At 28.6% G+C, this 16,083-nt stretch carries 17 protein-coding genes, 2 tRNA genes and 1 riboswitch; of the genes, 3 read left to right on the top strand and 16 right to left on the bottom strand.

Annotation, left to right across the window (positions count from 1 at the left end):
- Positions 1-13: 13 nt before the first annotated feature.
- From minC to polA, 16 genes are all read right to left on the bottom strand, one after another.
- Positions 14-625, bottom strand: a complete 612-nt coding sequence (minC, locus tag BUB63_RS01950; RefSeq protein WP_073247756.1) for a septum site-determining protein MinC — start codon at positions 623-625, stop codon at positions 14-16.
- A gap of 184 nt (positions 626-809) precedes the next feature.
- On the bottom strand, positions 810-3,323 hold the full coding sequence (locus BUB63_RS01945) for a penicillin-binding transpeptidase domain-containing protein (RefSeq protein ID WP_073247755.1): 2,514 nt from the start codon (positions 3,321-3,323) through the stop codon (positions 810-812).
- A gap of 12 nt (positions 3,324-3,335) precedes the next feature.
- Positions 3,336-3,842 (bottom strand): rod shape-determining protein MreD, encoded by a 507-nt coding sequence (mreD, locus tag BUB63_RS01940; RefSeq protein WP_073247754.1) that lies wholly within the window; start codon positions 3,840-3,842, stop codon positions 3,336-3,338.
- 13 nt (positions 3,843-3,855) lie between these two features.
- Positions 3,856-4,677: a rod shape-determining protein MreC gene (mreC, locus tag BUB63_RS01935; RefSeq protein WP_073247753.1), complete on the bottom strand. Its 822-nt coding sequence runs from the start codon at positions 4,675-4,677 to the stop codon at positions 3,856-3,858.
- Positions 4,678-4,696: 19 nt separating this feature from the next.
- A complete protein-coding gene (locus tag BUB63_RS01930; protein WP_027308529.1) occupies positions 4,697-5,734 on the bottom strand; it encodes a rod shape-determining protein in 1,038 nt (345 codons plus the stop codon).
- 22 nt (positions 5,735-5,756) lie between these two features.
- Positions 5,757-6,446, bottom strand: a complete 690-nt coding sequence (gene radC / locus BUB63_RS01925) for a RadC family protein (RefSeq protein ID WP_073247752.1) — start codon at positions 6,444-6,446, stop codon at positions 5,757-5,759.
- 13 nt (positions 6,447-6,459) lie between these two features.
- Positions 6,460-7,026 carry a Maf family protein gene (locus BUB63_RS01920; RefSeq protein WP_073247751.1) on the bottom strand — a complete coding sequence of 189 codons (567 nt, stop codon included), beginning with the start codon at positions 7,024-7,026 and terminating at the stop codon, positions 6,460-6,462.
- A gap of 5 nt (positions 7,027-7,031) precedes the next feature.
- The gene (locus BUB63_RS01915) at positions 7,032-7,289 is read right to left on the bottom strand and encodes a DUF4321 domain-containing protein (RefSeq protein ID WP_027308526.1); all 258 of its coding nucleotides are present in this window, start codon (positions 7,287-7,289) and stop codon (positions 7,032-7,034) included.
- A 111-nt stretch (positions 7,290-7,400) separates the two neighbouring features.
- A complete protein-coding gene (locus BUB63_RS01910; RefSeq protein WP_073247750.1) occupies positions 7,401-8,087 on the bottom strand; it encodes an SPOR domain-containing protein in 687 nt (228 codons plus the stop codon).
- 110 nt (positions 8,088-8,197) lie between these two features.
- Positions 8,198-8,797 (bottom strand): C40 family peptidase, encoded by a 600-nt coding sequence (locus BUB63_RS01905; RefSeq protein ID WP_242947332.1) that lies wholly within the window; start codon positions 8,795-8,797, stop codon positions 8,198-8,200.
- A 5-nt stretch (positions 8,798-8,802) separates the two neighbouring features.
- A riboswitch (cyclic di-AMP (ydaO/yuaA leader) is annotated at positions 8,803-8,927 on the bottom strand.
- 43 nt (positions 8,928-8,970) lie between these two features.
- Positions 8,971-9,612, bottom strand: a complete 642-nt coding sequence (locus BUB63_RS01900; RefSeq protein ID WP_073247749.1) for a lactate utilization protein — start codon at positions 9,610-9,612, stop codon at positions 8,971-8,973.
- A 1-nt stretch (position 9,613) separates the two neighbouring features.
- Positions 9,614-10,120 carry a GNAT family N-acetyltransferase gene (locus tag BUB63_RS01895; protein ID WP_027308204.1) on the bottom strand — a complete coding sequence of 169 codons (507 nt, stop codon included), beginning with the start codon at positions 10,118-10,120 and terminating at the stop codon, positions 9,614-9,616.
- Between the two features lie 303 nt (positions 10,121-10,423).
- A tRNA-Leu gene (locus BUB63_RS01890) sits at positions 10,424-10,507 on the bottom strand.
- Between the two features lie 28 nt (positions 10,508-10,535).
- The gene (locus BUB63_RS01885; RefSeq protein WP_073247748.1) at positions 10,536-11,081 is read right to left on the bottom strand and encodes a lytic transglycosylase domain-containing protein; all 546 of its coding nucleotides are present in this window, start codon (positions 11,079-11,081) and stop codon (positions 10,536-10,538) included.
- Complete coding sequence (coaE, locus tag BUB63_RS01880; protein ID WP_073247747.1) at positions 11,074-11,682, bottom strand: dephospho-CoA kinase; 609 nt, start codon at positions 11,680-11,682, stop codon at positions 11,074-11,076. Before coaE ends, BUB63_RS01885 begins: the two co-directional genes overlap by 8 nt.
- A gap of 8 nt (positions 11,683-11,690) precedes the next feature.
- Positions 11,691-14,231 carry a DNA polymerase I gene (polA, locus tag BUB63_RS01875; RefSeq protein ID WP_073247746.1) on the bottom strand — a complete coding sequence of 847 codons (2,541 nt, stop codon included), beginning with the start codon at positions 14,229-14,231 and terminating at the stop codon, positions 11,691-11,693.
- Between the two features lie 130 nt (positions 14,232-14,361).
- On the opposite strand from polA, the gene BUB63_RS01870 reads away from it, so the two are divergent.
- The 3 genes from BUB63_RS01870 to ychF all read left to right on the top strand — a co-directional run bounded on the left by BUB63_RS01870 (position 14,362) and on the right by ychF (position 16,064).
- The gene (locus BUB63_RS01870; protein ID WP_027308208.1) at positions 14,362-14,691 is read left to right on the top strand and encodes a hypothetical protein; all 330 of its coding nucleotides are present in this window, start codon (positions 14,362-14,364) and stop codon (positions 14,689-14,691) included.
- Positions 14,692-14,772: 81 nt separating this feature from the next.
- Positions 14,773-14,859, top strand: a tRNA-Leu gene (locus BUB63_RS01865).
- A 107-nt stretch (positions 14,860-14,966) separates the two neighbouring features.
- The gene (gene ychF, locus BUB63_RS01860) at positions 14,967-16,064 is read left to right on the top strand and encodes a redox-regulated ATPase YchF (protein ID WP_073247745.1); all 1,098 of its coding nucleotides are present in this window, start codon (positions 14,967-14,969) and stop codon (positions 16,062-16,064) included.
- Positions 16,065-16,083: the final 19 nt, after the last annotated feature.

Genomic DNA, 16,083 nt, shown 5'->3' with positions numbered 1-16,083 from the left:
AATCCCTCCATCATCATATAAATTTATATGGTTCTATTACTATTAAATTATCCTTTACTTTAGCTACTTCTGGTACCTTAGGTTTTATTTTTTCATCAGGAGCCCTCGATGTTATATCAGCAATCTTTAACAAGGATGGTTGTAACATATAAGCTGCTACTATTGCTTTTCTATTACCATTAGCTCCAGCGTGTACAACTCCCCTTAAAGCACCTAAAATAACTATATTACCATTTGCTATTATCTCTGCACCTGAATTCACGTCACCAATAACTACAATATTACCTTGATAATTTATTCTTTGTCCAGATCTCACTGTATTTTTTATAAATTTTGTTCTTCCCTCATATATGCCAGAAAAAACCTTTTCTGTTTCTTCCTTTACCTTAATATTTTCAAAATATGCATTTATGTCATATCTTTCTTTTAATAACTCAATCATATATTTCAAAAATGTTTCATCTAATAAATTAAGCTTGTCCACTAATTTTAATCTACTACCTTTAAAAAAATCCTTAGCATTGTCAAGTTTATTAATTATTTCTTCTTCAATAACTTCTTTATTATTGCTATTTAAATACAGGATTAGCCCTTCTTTAGTTCCCTTAATCACAATGCTACCCATTTTTACCTCCAAGGTCACTTAATAATATTATTCTACGTCAATTTTAAATTTCCTTCTAAAAAATTATTACACTTATTTATTTTAACATACAAATTCATTTTAAAAAATACATTTTTTGATATTGAAACTTGTCTAAATAATTAGGGGAATCATTTTAAAAATGACTCCCCTAATTATTATTATATTAGTGTGTTGTTGATATCTGTGAATTTGATGTTTCACTATTTGGCTGCATTTTATTTAATCCAAAATATTCATCATAAATATCCTTTACAACACTTGCACAGGAATATCCGTGTCCAGCATTATAGACCAATACTACAACTACTATTTGTGGATCATTAATTGGAGCAACCCCTACATATACACCGTTTGCAACAACACCATCTGCACTTGCCCTTTTAGCTATTTCACTTGAAAAATCATTGAAAATCTGAACTGTTCCAGTTTTTCCTCCTGTTGGAATAGGATAATTCCTAAAAACGCTTGCTGCAGAACCTTCTTCATTAACCTTTTGTAATCCCTGCATTACTGCATTATAAGTTTCAGGTTTTATTTCAACCTTATCTAATACTTCAGGTTCTACTTTATACTTTAAAGAGCCATCAGGATTTAATATCTCTTTAACTAAATGCAGTTTATATCTATTACCTCCATTGACTACAGTCATATAAAACTGTGCAAGCTGAAGTGGTGTAAATTGATTTTCTCCCTGTCCTATTGATGCACTTAGTAGGTCTGATAATCTCTTAGCTTCTGCTATAAATTGGTTATATGCACTATTTATATATTTTTTTTGATTTTCACTAAGTCCAGCTAATCTTGTATCATCTAAATTCTCGTTTAAAAACATTTCTTTTATATCTGATAATAACTTATCATCTTCTTTTATTTTTAGCTTTTCCATTATATTTTTTAAATATTTTCTTATAAAGAGTGCCTTCCTTTTTTCTACACTACTTGCTTGACCAAAATTTTCACCTATTTCAATTCCTGTTGCTGAATTATTACCATTTCTTATTAAATTATACTTCTTAACCCATTTATCAAATTTATCCCATCCCATTTTTTGAGCAACTGCATAATAAAAATAGTTGCAGGATACCTGTAATGCTTTAGCTACATTAACCGGTCCGTGAGTTGTATGTTTTTCATTCCATATCCAACAATTACCTTTAAATCCCGGTAATTCTCTATACATACCCTTATCAACTATAATTGTATTAGGAGTTATTATGCCCTCCTCAAGTGCCGCAATAGAAGTTAATAGTTTAAAGGTTGAACCTGGAGGAACTAATGATTTTGTAGCATAATTGTATAAGGGCTTTGGTACTATATCAAGTTTTAATACTTCATTATAATATTTTTGTGTCTCTGTTAAAAATTTTTCTGGTGTGAAAATACGCAATCTTGTTTCTTCATCCTTTATTGTACCAAACTCTGCAAATAGATTAGGATCAAAACTTGGTTTGCTTACCAAAGCAAGTATTTCTCCTGTTTTTACATTAGCAACAACAACAGCTCCTCTATTGGCATTGGGTCTTCTAGTTCCATCAACCTTGCCTTCCTGCAAGTTTTTAAATAGCCTCTCTAATGATTCTTCTGCCACCTTTTGTAGATTATAACTTATTGTTGTAACTATTGTATCACCTGGTATTCCTTCTACTTCACCGATTAATTTTAATTGATTACCAAATTTATCTACCGTTATATATTTTTCTTTAGGTTCTCCCCTTAGGGATGCACCATATTCGTTTTTGGTTATATTTTCAAATTTTGCCTCAAGACCTATTGCACCAATCCACTCATTGTTTATATCATAGCCTAAACTTTTATACTGTTCTGCTGTGTCTTCTCCAGCTCTACTTAGGTATCCTAAAATATGTGAGGCAAAATCTCCATTTGGATAATATCTTAAGGGTTCTTCATTAAAGGATACATTAGGTAGTTCCTCAGATTTCATCGCTATATAAAAAGCTGTTTTTCTTGAAACATTTTTAGCTATTTCAACAGGTTTATATTTATAAAATCTATTTTTTTCAATTAATAGCCTTAAAGACAATACATCTTTGGCCTCCTGTAGGCTCATATTTTCAACAAAAATATATCTATCTACATTTTTATTTGCTATCTTATATTTAACAAACAATTCATATAATGTTTGGTTTGCATCTAAATCTAAAGGTAGATTATAGTCTTTTTTAAATCTTTCTTCCTTTGCCTTTAGAATTTTTTGTCTTTTTTCTTCTATTTTCTTTAACTTTTCTTCTTGGCTTATATTATCATTTAAATTTAAATCTTCTTCAGACACATAAACATCAAAATCAAATTCAACCTTATTATTATCAATCTTAATTGGTAAAGTATCTAAAATCAATTTTTCATAATCAGGTGTTTCGTTCTTTAAAACTCTAATTACCTTTAAAAGCACCTTTGGTATATCCTTCTCAGGTACTACCTTCCTATTATCTGTATATATTATATTAAAACTTTGTATATTAGTAGCAAGTTTAATGCCTTCAGTTGTTAAAATCTCTCCTCTTTGTGGTTTTTCACTATAAACTCTACTAAATACAGCTTCTGCCTGCTGACTATAATAATCTCCATTTATTAATTGTAAGAAGGCTAACCTTAATGCTAAAGTCAGAAACATCATAATTAATATAATTGTAAAGTATTTTATTCTATTTTTCTTCATTAAACCACCTACTTAAAACTTCCAATCCTTTTTTAATTTTTCGGACATATTTACTTTTTTAACAACGTTATATATAAAAGGACATATAGCCGCATTCAAAATTATCTCATTTATAAATAATATCAAAACCTTTTCATAACTATAATTTAATATACCTGATGGGTATATAAAAATAAAAACAAGTATATATTTTATTAAGGTTGATAAGAAAGTAAACAATATTGGAATTAATATAGTGTCCTTGTAAATCTTATTTTCAATTAAATTAACAATAAAAGAAATAATTAAATAAATTAAAGTATTAATTCCAAAAATATAAGGAAAAAAGGCATCTTTAAAAATGCCTATTGGTAAAACTACAAATATTAATTCTACTTTATCAAGAAACATCGAAATACTTACAATATAAATTAACAATAAATCAACTTTTGCTCCAAAAAAACTAAAATTCATAAATATAGTATTTTGTAATATTAAACATAACAAACCTATCAGCACAAAAGTAACACTTCTTTTCACTGTACTTTCCCCTTTATTTAACTAAAACTTGTACTTTTTTAATTTTTGAAAAATCAACCGCTGGTTTTATAAACGCAGTCTTTGATAAATTTATCTTTTCATATTCAATCCTTTCTATAGTTCCAACTATAATACCGCTTGGTACTAAAACATCTGGATTTGTTGTTATATTACTTGTTATTACAATATTACCTTTATCAGCTTTAGTTACACTTGGCAAAAATTGAACTTTACATAAACTATCGTTGTTACTTCCAATTAATAGCCCATCATCACCTGTTTCATTAATTGTAACAGGAATTTTTGAGTTTTCATCTAAAATTGTCATAACCTTAGAGGTTGTACTATTAACTTCAACAACTTTACCTACTAAACCATCGGCTGCTCTAACATAACAACCTTTTTTTACCCCGTCATTACTTCCTACATCCAATATGACAACATTAAACCAATTATCTCCTACTTTACCAATAACATTAGCTGATATATATTTAAAATTATTATCATTTTTATATTGTAATAGTCTATTTAATTCGGTATTTTCGAATTTAATTTTCTCATAGTCTATTAATTTTAATTTCAAATCTTGAATCTGACTTTTTAGTTCTATATTTTCTTTCCTTAATGTTGAAATTGAAGATAAAAAAGAAAAAATATTATATATCCTTTGCCCCGCATTATATACCTGTTTTTGTATTGGGGCTATAACTGAATTTATTACCCCTTGTATAGCCCCTTCATTGCTTCTATTATTTGCAGTAATTCCAATAAAAATAGTAAGTACAAGGCAAAGAACAAGTATTATGGTTAACAACCTGTTCTTTAAAAAATCCATTTAGCTCCCTCTTTCTATATTATCTATTTTTTTGTGGGAAACCAAAGCCTTTATTTAAACCTAACTTATCTATATTATCAAGAGCCTTACCTGCACCTATAGCAACACAATCAAGCGGATTTTCTGCAATATGAACAGGCATATGAGTTTCCTTATTTATTAATTTATCTAATCCCTTTAAAAGGGCACCTCCACCTGTTAACATTATTCCCTTATCCATAATATCTGCAGCAAGCTCTGGTGGAGTTTTTTCAAGTGTTGATTTTATTGAATCTATTATCGCTGCAACTGGCTCCTTTATTGCTTCTCTTATCTCTTCTGATGAGATTGTAATTACCTTTGGTAAACCTGATATTAGATCTCTTCCCTTTATATCCATTGTTGTTTCTTCTTCGTCTGGGAAAGCTGACCCAATCTCCATTTTTATCTGTTCGGCTGTTCTTTCACCAATCATTAAATTATATTCCTTCTTTATATATTGTACGATTGACTGATCAAGCTCATCACCTGCTATTCTTAAAGACTTACTTGTAACTATTCCTCCAAGTGATATAACTGCAACCTCAGTTGTTCCTCCACCTATATCTACAACCATACTTCCAGTAGGTTCGCTAACTGGAAGTCCTGCACCTATTGCTGCAGCCATAGGTTCCTCCATTAAATAAACTTCCCTTGCACCTGCATGTTTTGTAGCTTCTTCAATAGCTCTTTTTTCAACTTCTGTTACACCAGATGGAAAACAAACAACTATTCTTGGCTTCACAAATGAACTATTATTTGTTACTTTTCTTATAAACTTATTTAACATTGTTTGTGTAACATCAAAGTCTGCTATAACTCCATCTTTAAGAGGTCTTATTGCAACAATATTACCTGGTGTTCTACCTATCATTTCCTTAGCTTCATCTCCAACTGCCAAAACCTGCTTTGTATTATCATTTCTTATTGCAACAACTGATGGTTCCCTCAAAATTATTCCTTTGCCCTTTAAATATATTAAAGTATTTGCTGTTCCTAAATCAATTCCCATATCTTTTGAAATGCTAAATAATCCCATATTTCATACTCCTTTCATGATGTCATATTATATTTTTTTCCTTAAAGCTTAAATAATTTATATCTCCAATTATAATATGATCTAAAACTTCAATTCCAATTATTTTTCCTGCCTCAATTAATCGCTTCGTAATATTTATATCCTCTTGACTCGGAGTTACATCTCCTGAAGGATGGTTATGACATAATATAATTGAAGCAGAACTAACTTTAATTGCCTCTATAAAAACTTCCCTTGGATGTACTATTGATGAGTTTAAACTTCCTATTGAAATATCCTTTATTTGTATAATACAATTTTTTGTATTTAAAAATATAACTCTAAAATGCTCCTTTGATAGGAATCTCATCTCATCCATTACAAGCATAGCCACATCTTCTGGTGAAGTTATCTTAACTCTATTATTCCCTTTAAATGAATTTAACCTTTTGCCTATTTCAACACAAGCTTTTATTTCACAAGCCTTAGCAAGACCTATACCCTTTATTTTGCTAAGCTCATAAACAGAACTTTTTGCAATAAATGTTATTCCTCCATAATTAGTAATTAATCTTTTAGCCAAATCAAGTGCACTTTCTGATTTAGTGCCTGTACGCAATATTATTGCTAAAAGCTCTTGATTTGATAGGACTTCTTCACCATATTTCAAAAGTCTTTCTCTTGGTCTTTCATTAATGGGGATATCTTTTATTTTGATTGAATAACAGTCCATATTATCCTTCTCCTTAAAACAAATTTATCCCCATCCTATTAATTATATCATATAGTTTACTTACTGGTAAACCAACCACATTAAAATAACATCCATCTATTTTTTCAACAAATAAACCACCAAATCCTTGTATGGCATAAGCTCCTGCTTTACCAAAGGGTTCATTGGTTTCAATATACCATTTTATTTGTAAATCACTTAATTCTTTAAAATACACGTATGTACAAGAATAATCAATAATACAATCATTTCTAAACATCACACATATTCCTGTATAAACCTCGTGGCGATCTCCACTTAAAAATTTAAGCATATTAAAAGCATCTTCTTCATCTGATGGCTTTCCAAGCACTCTTCCATCTTTATATACTATAGTGTCAGCAGCAATAATTAAGGCTTCATCATTAACTTTTTGCTTTACATCTAAAGCCTTATTATAAGCAAAATTTTTAACAAGTTCAATAGGGTCATTTAAATTTATTTCTTCTTTAAAATCAGATGGAACAACATCAAAATTTAAATTTAAATTTTTTAACATTTCTATTCTTCTTGGAGATGATGATGCTAAAATTATTTTCATTTGTATCACCTAACTCTTTTTATAAAAATAATACCTAATATGAAACCTATAATAGTAAATAAATTCAATTTCAAATTAAAACCTAATACAAAATTAAAAAACATAATGTCAATAACTATGGGCTTTTGTGTTCCTATAACTAACTCAGTAGTTAAAAAACTCAAACTTTTTATTTTAGATAGGGTTATATATACAGCTTCACCTGCTAAGACACAAAGAAGCAATACAAAAAAATCAAATATTTTTTCTTTTGTTTTACCCATAAATTTCCCCCTTTTAAATGTTGACAAAAAATAATAATTTTAATCATATCACAAATAAGTTTATCATTTTAAAATATTATCTACAATACCTATATCTATATTAATAAAAATTTAATATTTAGTCTGAACAACGTTATAATAATTCATACTTTTAACAATATAATAAATGACTTTATCTTGATTATTACTTTTAATGGCTTCTTTATAATCCGTTAAAATATTAATTACATCATTTATTTTATTATCATCTTTATATTTATTATAAAACTCCTTTAACATTTGATTAAACTGCTCCTGAGAAACTTGTCCGTCTTTAACTAATATTTGAGCAATAATTAACTTATTTATATCATCTTTAGTCTTTTCTACCTGTTCATCATTTTTATATTTTATATCTAACTGCTTTATCATTGAATTAATACATTTCTTTTCAAGTTCCAACTTTTTAATTTGAATGGAACTTAAATCTGAAGATACATCTGTTATAACTCTATAAATATCATTATCTTTATAATAATGTCCATATATACCAATTTTATTTAGTTCTTGAACCATACTCTTTGCATTTGTTTCATTCGTAAATACACCAACTTGTAATAGATAAACTTTATTTGCTTTATTAATTGCAATTGTATTTACGCCATTATTTTTTAAACTGTATTTTGGTAATATTATAAAATTTGTTATGGCCCAACCCACCATTATTGATACTATTGGTATTATTAATATAAAATATAAAATACCTAATTCAAACTTTGATAAACCATTCTTTTTTAATTCTAACCTTGTGTATCTCATTTTATCCCCTCCTTTATTTCAATTAAATTATATTTAATTAAGTAAGAAATTATTATATTTTTTATATAAAATTATTTTTAACATAAAAAAAATAAAGCCTTTAATAGGCTTTATTTTAAAATTCTAACTGCTCCTCTATATCTTTCGCTATAATATCCTGAATCTAATGATGATATGGTAACACCTTTTTTAGTTGATGATGCATGTATAAACTTTCCATCACCTAAATAAATACCAACATGAGAAATGCCAGCACTTACTGTTTCAAAAAACACAAGATCTCCTTTTCTTAGATTATCCTTTGACACAGCTAATCCTACTCTTGCCTGCTGACTTGCTGTTCTTGGTAAAACTACCCCCATTTTTTTGTAAACATATTGCACAAAACCTGAGCAGTCTAAACCACTTGTTGTTGTTCCACCATAAACATACCTTACTCCAAGCAGTGACTTTGCTATGTCTTCAACTTGTTCAACATTTCCTACTGCAATTACTGAACCTGAACCTCTCGAATATATTCTTCCCCTTGATGCTGTTCTTTTAATTGTCTTTTTCTTTTTTTGTACACTTACCTTCTTATTATTTTTCTTTTGTACAACAACTTTTTTATTTTGCTTTGTTGTTTTTGCTGCTTGTACATCAACATTTAAAGCTACGGCTAATACCAACGTTAATGATAAAGTTAATGACAGCATTTTTTTGTTTAACATCCAATACACCATCCCTTCTTCGCCTCCGGAGTTAGCTGACGGGTTAGGGAGAAGGTATCCCCGCTAATAAATAGCTTCACCCCAATTATTGGTTCCTCCGTACTCTAATGAGATTCGGCAATCTTAATTTTATACAAAAAATATTATACTATAAAAAAATTAAAACTTCAACATTAATAACCTAAATCTTCTTTGACAATTATTACTATTCCCCTGCCCTTTACATTTTGCCTATAGGTAACCACATAATGATTACATATTCTGTCACTTGAATTACAATCCATACAATATCCTATTTCACAACAAGGAGTTCTCCTATTTAATCTTTTAGCATTAATAGGAGAAGCATAGTTTCTTACTCTATCATATGCTTCATCTAAATCCTTAACAATTTTATTCTTTCCTACTAAAACTATAACCTTCTTTGGTCCAAAAATCATAGCTGCAACTCTATTTCCTGTTCCATCAAGATTAACTAGCTCCCCATTTTCAGTAACTGCATTGCTACTTGTTATGTAATAATCAGCAAAAAATGTTTCTCTATATAAATTACCTATCTCATCACCTGTTAAACCTTCTTTATATCTATCTAAAAGTACTATATCCTTTTTTCTTAAATCCTCTAATATCCCTGAATTAACTAAAGTCATTGAACCACCAAAGGACACTTTGCTTTTATCTTGTATTAATTCTAAAACCTTCTCCTTCATTTCTTCAACATTATCTACAACATATACTTCATAGTTATTTTTCTCCAGTGCTTTTTTTGTCCTTTCAATTTTTTTATCATAATACCAATTAGTATTATAATCCATATTATCCTCCCCTTCTTTTTGTATATATATATGAATTAAATACTCTATCTTGATAATTTAATTTTCGATTGAAATTATATCCATTTTTTTCCCAGAATTCATCACATTCACACCTATCATTTACAATTACATTAAAAACCCTAACATTATACACGTGGTATAAGTATTCTTCAAAATTTTTTAATATCAAATTTCCTTCTTCTTTTTGTAATAAATTTTTCTTTAAATAAAGAGCCATTAGCCAAGATTCCAGTTCTCCCTTTACTTCTAATCTCCCCTTTAAAATACCAATTAACTCATTTTGGCTGTATATACCACAAAAATATTCCATAGAATTTATTAGAGTCTCAATATACCTTTTTTTAATATAATCAAAACTCAAATCATTGTCGTAATACAATTTATGCTTACCGTTTAGTTCTTTTAAAAAATTGTATATACTATTTAAGTCCTTTTTGTTTATTGATTTTATGGTTAATTCTCCCTCATTTATTAAAATTGGTATCATATTATCACCTAAAAATAATTTATATTTTATTAATTCTTCAAAAAAATAAAAATTCCTTCTATGTTTTTAACAACAAACATTATGTTTTTTATAGTTAAAAAATTATAATAACCAATTTTAAATTCCAAATTGCATTAGTTTTTTATTTTACAATTTTTAAAGGATACACTCCAAAATACAGCCTTCTTTCTTAAATAATTTTCAAACAAGAAAGGACAGGCATTCTAATCGAATACCCGCCCCAACAATTGACAAAGAGCCAAAAATAAAAGGCCCTTTGACAAAGGCCTTTTTTATCACCATTGGTGCGGAGAGCGGGACTTGAACCCGCACGGGATACCCACACGCCCCTCAAACGTGCGCGTCTGCCGATTCCGCCATCTCCGCTTACACATTTATATTAACATTTTAATAACTAAATGTCAATATCCGTATAAATATATTGATATAATTTATAGTATTTTTTTATTTTTTTTACATAATTTTTTGTTTCATTAAACGGAATTAAATCAACATCAAAGTCATTTCCTAATGACTGAATCCATCGATTTACATTTGTAGAGCCTGCATTATATGCCATTAGTGCAAGCTCTATATTTCCATCATATTGATTTATCATTCTCTTTAAATAAAAACATCCATATTTTATGTTCATTTCTGGTTCAAATAGTTTTTCATTTTTATAGGTTTTATCATTCATTAAATCCGCAATATACTCCCCTGTTTTTGGAGTAATTTGCATAAGCCCAACAGCTCCTTTTTTGGATACTGCATTTTCATTAAAGTTGCTTTCTGCTTTAATTACTGCAAAAACCAACATTGAATCGATATTATATTGTTTGGAATACTTATAAACCAGATTATTATACTTTAAAGGAAAAATACTTTTTAAAATCGCTTTATGGTTTATTGCCATCAATACAATTAATATTAAGCATAAAAGCCTTAAAACTTTATTCATTACTTCCTCCATTAAGTGCTATGTTTAATAATATGTCTACTTGCTCATAAGTATATCTTAAATCTCCTGAATTGTTAATTATAAAATCAGCCAATTTTATTTTTTCCACAATAGGCATCTGGGCATTTATCCTTTTAACTGCATCCTCTTCACTTATTTTATCTCTTTCAATTAGCCTTTTAATTTGTGTTATTTTATCAACATAAACAAGCCATTTAATATCGCATATATTATACCAATTACTTTCAAACAAAAGTGCTGCGTCGATTATACATACTCTTTTGTTCATTTTATTAATTTCATATACTCTTTTTTTAATTTTTTCAAAAATAATCGGATGAGTAATCTCGTTTAATTTTTTTAATTGATCATTATTACTAAATACAATTTGTGCAAGTTTTTTTCTATTGATTGTTAAATCTTCATTTAGTATATCTTTTCCAAACTCATCTACTACAATTCTATATGCTTTTTCACCAACCTGATAAATTTCTCTTGAAATTAAATCTGCATCTATAACATCTAATCCCTTTAAAATTAAGTAATTAGAAACTGTAGATTTACCAGAGGCAATTCCTCCAGTTAGTCCTATTATTTTCATAAAATCACCTACTTAGCTTCGTACCAGTTATTTGCCCATTTTATATCAACAATTAATGGGACCTTTAACTCAACACAATTCTCCATTTCAAATTTCACTATTTTCTTCACTTCTTCTAATTCTTCTTTATGAACTTCTAAAACCAATTCATCGTGAACTTGTAAAATAATTCTTGATTTTAATCCCAATTCTTCTAACTTTCTATAAACATTTACCATTGCAATTTTAATTATATCAGCTGCTGAACCCTGTATTGGAGTATTCATTGCTAGTCTTTCTCCAAGCATCCTTATATTTCTGTTTGATGAATTAATTTCAGGTATAAACCTTATTCTATTAAATATTGTCTTTACATAACCATTTTCTTTTGCTCTTTTTATTACATCATCAAGGTATTTTCTAACTCCAGTATATCTTGCAAAATAATTTTCTATATATTCCTTTGCTTCCTTTCTTGTAATTTTTAAATCCTGTGCCAATCCAAAATCACTTAATCCATACACTATGCCAAAATTGATAGCTTTTGCTCTACTTCTTTGTATTGCTGTAACTTCATCAATTGGTATATTAAAGACCTCTGATGCTGTTCTTTTATGTATATCCTCACCATTTTTAAAGGACTCAATTAAATTTTCATCACCTGAAATATGTGCAAGCAATCTCAATTCTATTTGAGAATAATCAGCTGTTAAAATTACATAATTATTATTTTCAGGTTCGAAGGCACGTCTAATTTCTCTTCCCTGTTCTAATTTTATAGGTATGTTTTGAAGATTAGGCTCAGTACTTGATATTCTTCCTGTAGCAGTTATCATCTGATTAAAATTCGAATGAATCTTTCCATCTGCTTGTACTGCATTCATTAATCCATCGATATATGTTGTCTTAAGTTTTACAAGTTGTCTATATGTTATAATCTTTGATACAATTTCGTGTTTATCCCTTAATTCTTCAAGTACTTCAGCATTGGTTGAGTATCCTGTTTTTGTCTTTTTAATAACTGGTAAATTTAATTTTTCAAATAAAATAACCCCTAATTGCTTTGGTGAATTAATATTAAATTCTTCACCAGCTATGTCATAAATCTCTGAAGTCAATTTATCTATTTCTTCTGATAGTTTAAACCCTATATCTTTTAATACTTCCTTGTTTATCTTAAATCCATAATGTTCCATTGATGCTAAAACTTCAATCAATGGAATTTCTATCTCATATAACAGTTTTTCAAGGGAGTACTCCTTTATTAATTTTAGCTTTTCTTCAATTATATTCTTCATAAAACCAATAAAAATTGGTATATGCTCATTTGTTAATTGATTTTCATTTAACCTCAATATATTGGCAATTACCTTATTATTTGATGAAAAATCATCTGATGGGTTTAAAAGATATAAAATTATTCCTAAATCATTTTTAAGCCCCCTTAGCTTTATGCCATAGGCCATAAGCCTATTATATAATGCCTTTGCATCATATGTATTTTTCTCAATATTTTTATCCTCAAATAACGTCTTAAATTCCCATAAAAAATTTCCTTTTACTGCATAACCATTTTCAAATACTAATGTATCCTCTTCTTTTATGTAATAAAAATAAATTTCACCTTTGTTTTTTAAAAATAGTTTTAATTCATCGATATTAAAATTTAGCTCAACTTTTTTAACTTCCTCCTTTTTTTGTTCTTCAACATTTGGTATCTTATTAATTAAACTCTTAAAATCCAATTCTTCAAATATAGCCATAACTTTTTGATAATCATAGTTTTCTATATTCATTTCATTAAGATTGAAACTTATAGGTACATTTTTATTAATAGTTGCCAACTTTTTGCTCAAGAAAGCTTGTTCTCTATTATTTATTAAATTTTCTTTTACTTTTTTAGCCGTTATTTTATCTATATTTTCATATATATTTTCAATACTTCCAAATTCGCTTAATAATTTTATTGCAGTTTTTTCACCTATACCAGGTACACCAGGTATATTATCTGAAGTATCACCCATTAAACCCTTTAAATCAATTATTTTAATAGGATCAAAACCATATTTTTCTCTAATAGCCTCTATATCATATACTTCCAAATCAGTAATGCCTTTTTTAGTTATTAATACCTTTGTAGAATTTGAAACTAACTGTAGAGAATCCCTATCCCCAGTTAATATATATATTTCAAAACCATCCTGTTCAAATTTACTACTCATTGTTCCAATAATATCATCGGCTTCATATCCTTCTATCTCATATATCCCTATATTAAAGGCTCTTAACAATTCCTTTGCTATTGGAAATTGTTCTGCAAGCTCATCAGGCATTTTTTTTCTACCTGCTTTGTATTCCTCATATTCAATATGCCTAAAAGTTGGAGCCTTCTTATCAAAAGCTGCTGCAATATAATTAGGTTTTAAATCTTTTATAATTTTTAAAAGAATTACCGATAATCCATAGACCGCATTAGTATGTTTCCCTTCGCTATTGTTCATTGGTGGTAACGCATAAAAAACTCTATTCATTAAGCTATTACCATCTATTATTAGCAGTTTATTACTCATATCTACTATTCACACTCCATTTTCTTTTTTTAATATAATAACACTATATTAAATATTCTTCAATTAGTTATTAGCTATAGAAATATTTTTAAATATTGATATAATATAATTGAAAGGGAGGTATTTATAGATGCAGATTTTATATCAAATATTTTTAATTATTGTTTTAACTATAATTTCGTTATCAATTTTTAATGTGTCAAAGCCCTACTTAATTAATTTTTTTAAGGGTAAAAAATGGTTACTTTTTCTATTGATTGGATTTACATTATTTTTCCCATTTATTTTTAAAGCATATTACATAAAATCAATTACTCTACAACTTCTTCAAACAACTTTATTTGTTGTGTTTTTCTTAACTTATTTTGAATTAATAAGATTAGCTAAAATTGAAAAACAAAAACCTGTTATAGGTCGTCCAAAACCAAAACCAAATAGAATAAAAAAAGGCAGTAAATGATTCTGCCTTTTTTTATGATTAATATAACCAATTTTATCTATTGACAAAAATATATAAATATGCTAATATCAAATTGTTCTTGCCGAAGTGGTGGAATTGGCAGACGCGCCGGACTCAAAATCCGGTGGGGTAACACCCGTGCGGGTTCGACCCCCGCCTTCGGCACCAAAGGCTGCATTAGCAGCCTTTTATTTTTTAACACTTGAAAAAATTAGCCTACTTTTGCTAAAATTTATTTTGTGTAATTAATAGAAAACAAAGAAAGGAAGATATATATGAAGCTTGGTATTGTAGGATTACCTAATGTTGGTAAAAGTACTCTTTTTAATGCAATAACTCAAGCTGGTGCCGAATCAGCTAATTATCCCTTCTGTACAATTGAGCCAAACGTTGGTGTTGTTGCTGTACCTGATAAAAGACTTGATGTGCTTGCAAATATGTATAACCCGGAAAAGGTTACCCCTGCAATAGTTGAGTTTTACGACATAGCAGGTTTAGTAAGAGGTGCAAGCAAAGGTGAAGGTCTTGGTAACAAGTTTTTATCTCATATAAGAGAAGTAGAAGCAATAGTTCACGTTGTTAGATGTTTTGAAGATACAAACATTGTTCACGTTGAAGGGTCAGTTGACCCTATTAGAGATATTGAAACAATAAATCTTGAACTAATATTTTCTGATATGGAAGTTCTTGATAGAAGAATAGATAAGACAAGAAAAACAGCAAGATCAGGTGATAAAAAAGCTCAAGAGGAGCTCAATTTTATGGAAAGACTAAAGGCACATCTTGAACAAATGAAACCTGCAAGAACTATTGAAATGACTGATGAAGAGAGAGAATTTTTAAAGCAGTATTTTTTACTAACCTCAAAGCCAGTTCTGTATGTAGCAAATTTATCTGAAGATGACATAATAAATGGATATGACAATAACAGATTATTAAATAAAGTAATAGAATATGCAAAAGCTGAAAATTCGCAAGTAATACCTCTTTGTGCAAAACTTGAAGAAGAAATATCAATGCTATCCGATGATGAAAAACAAGAATTTTTAAGTGATTATGGACTTGAAGAACCTGGATTAAATAAGTTAATTAGAGCCAGCTATGATTTACTTGGTTTAATTAGCTTCTTAACAGCTGGTCCAAAAGAAGTTAGAGCTTGGACAATAAGAAAAGGAACTAAAGCTCCTCAGGCTGCAGGAAAAATACACTCAGATATTGAACGTGGATTTATACGTGCAGAAGTAATTTCATTTGAGGATTTAGTTTCAAGTGGTTCAGAAGCTGCTGCACGTGAAAAGGGACTTATTAGACTTGAAGGAAAAGAATATGTTGTGCAAGATGGAGATGTGATTGTATTTCGTTTCAATGTTTAAAAATAGGCTGCCTTTGCAG

Source organism: Caloramator proteoclasticus DSM 10124 (assembly GCF_900129265.1).
GTDB lineage: Bacteria > Bacillota > Clostridia > Clostridiales > Caloramatoraceae > Thermobrachium > Thermobrachium proteoclasticum.
This window is presented reverse-complemented; position numbering and strand designations above follow the sequence as displayed.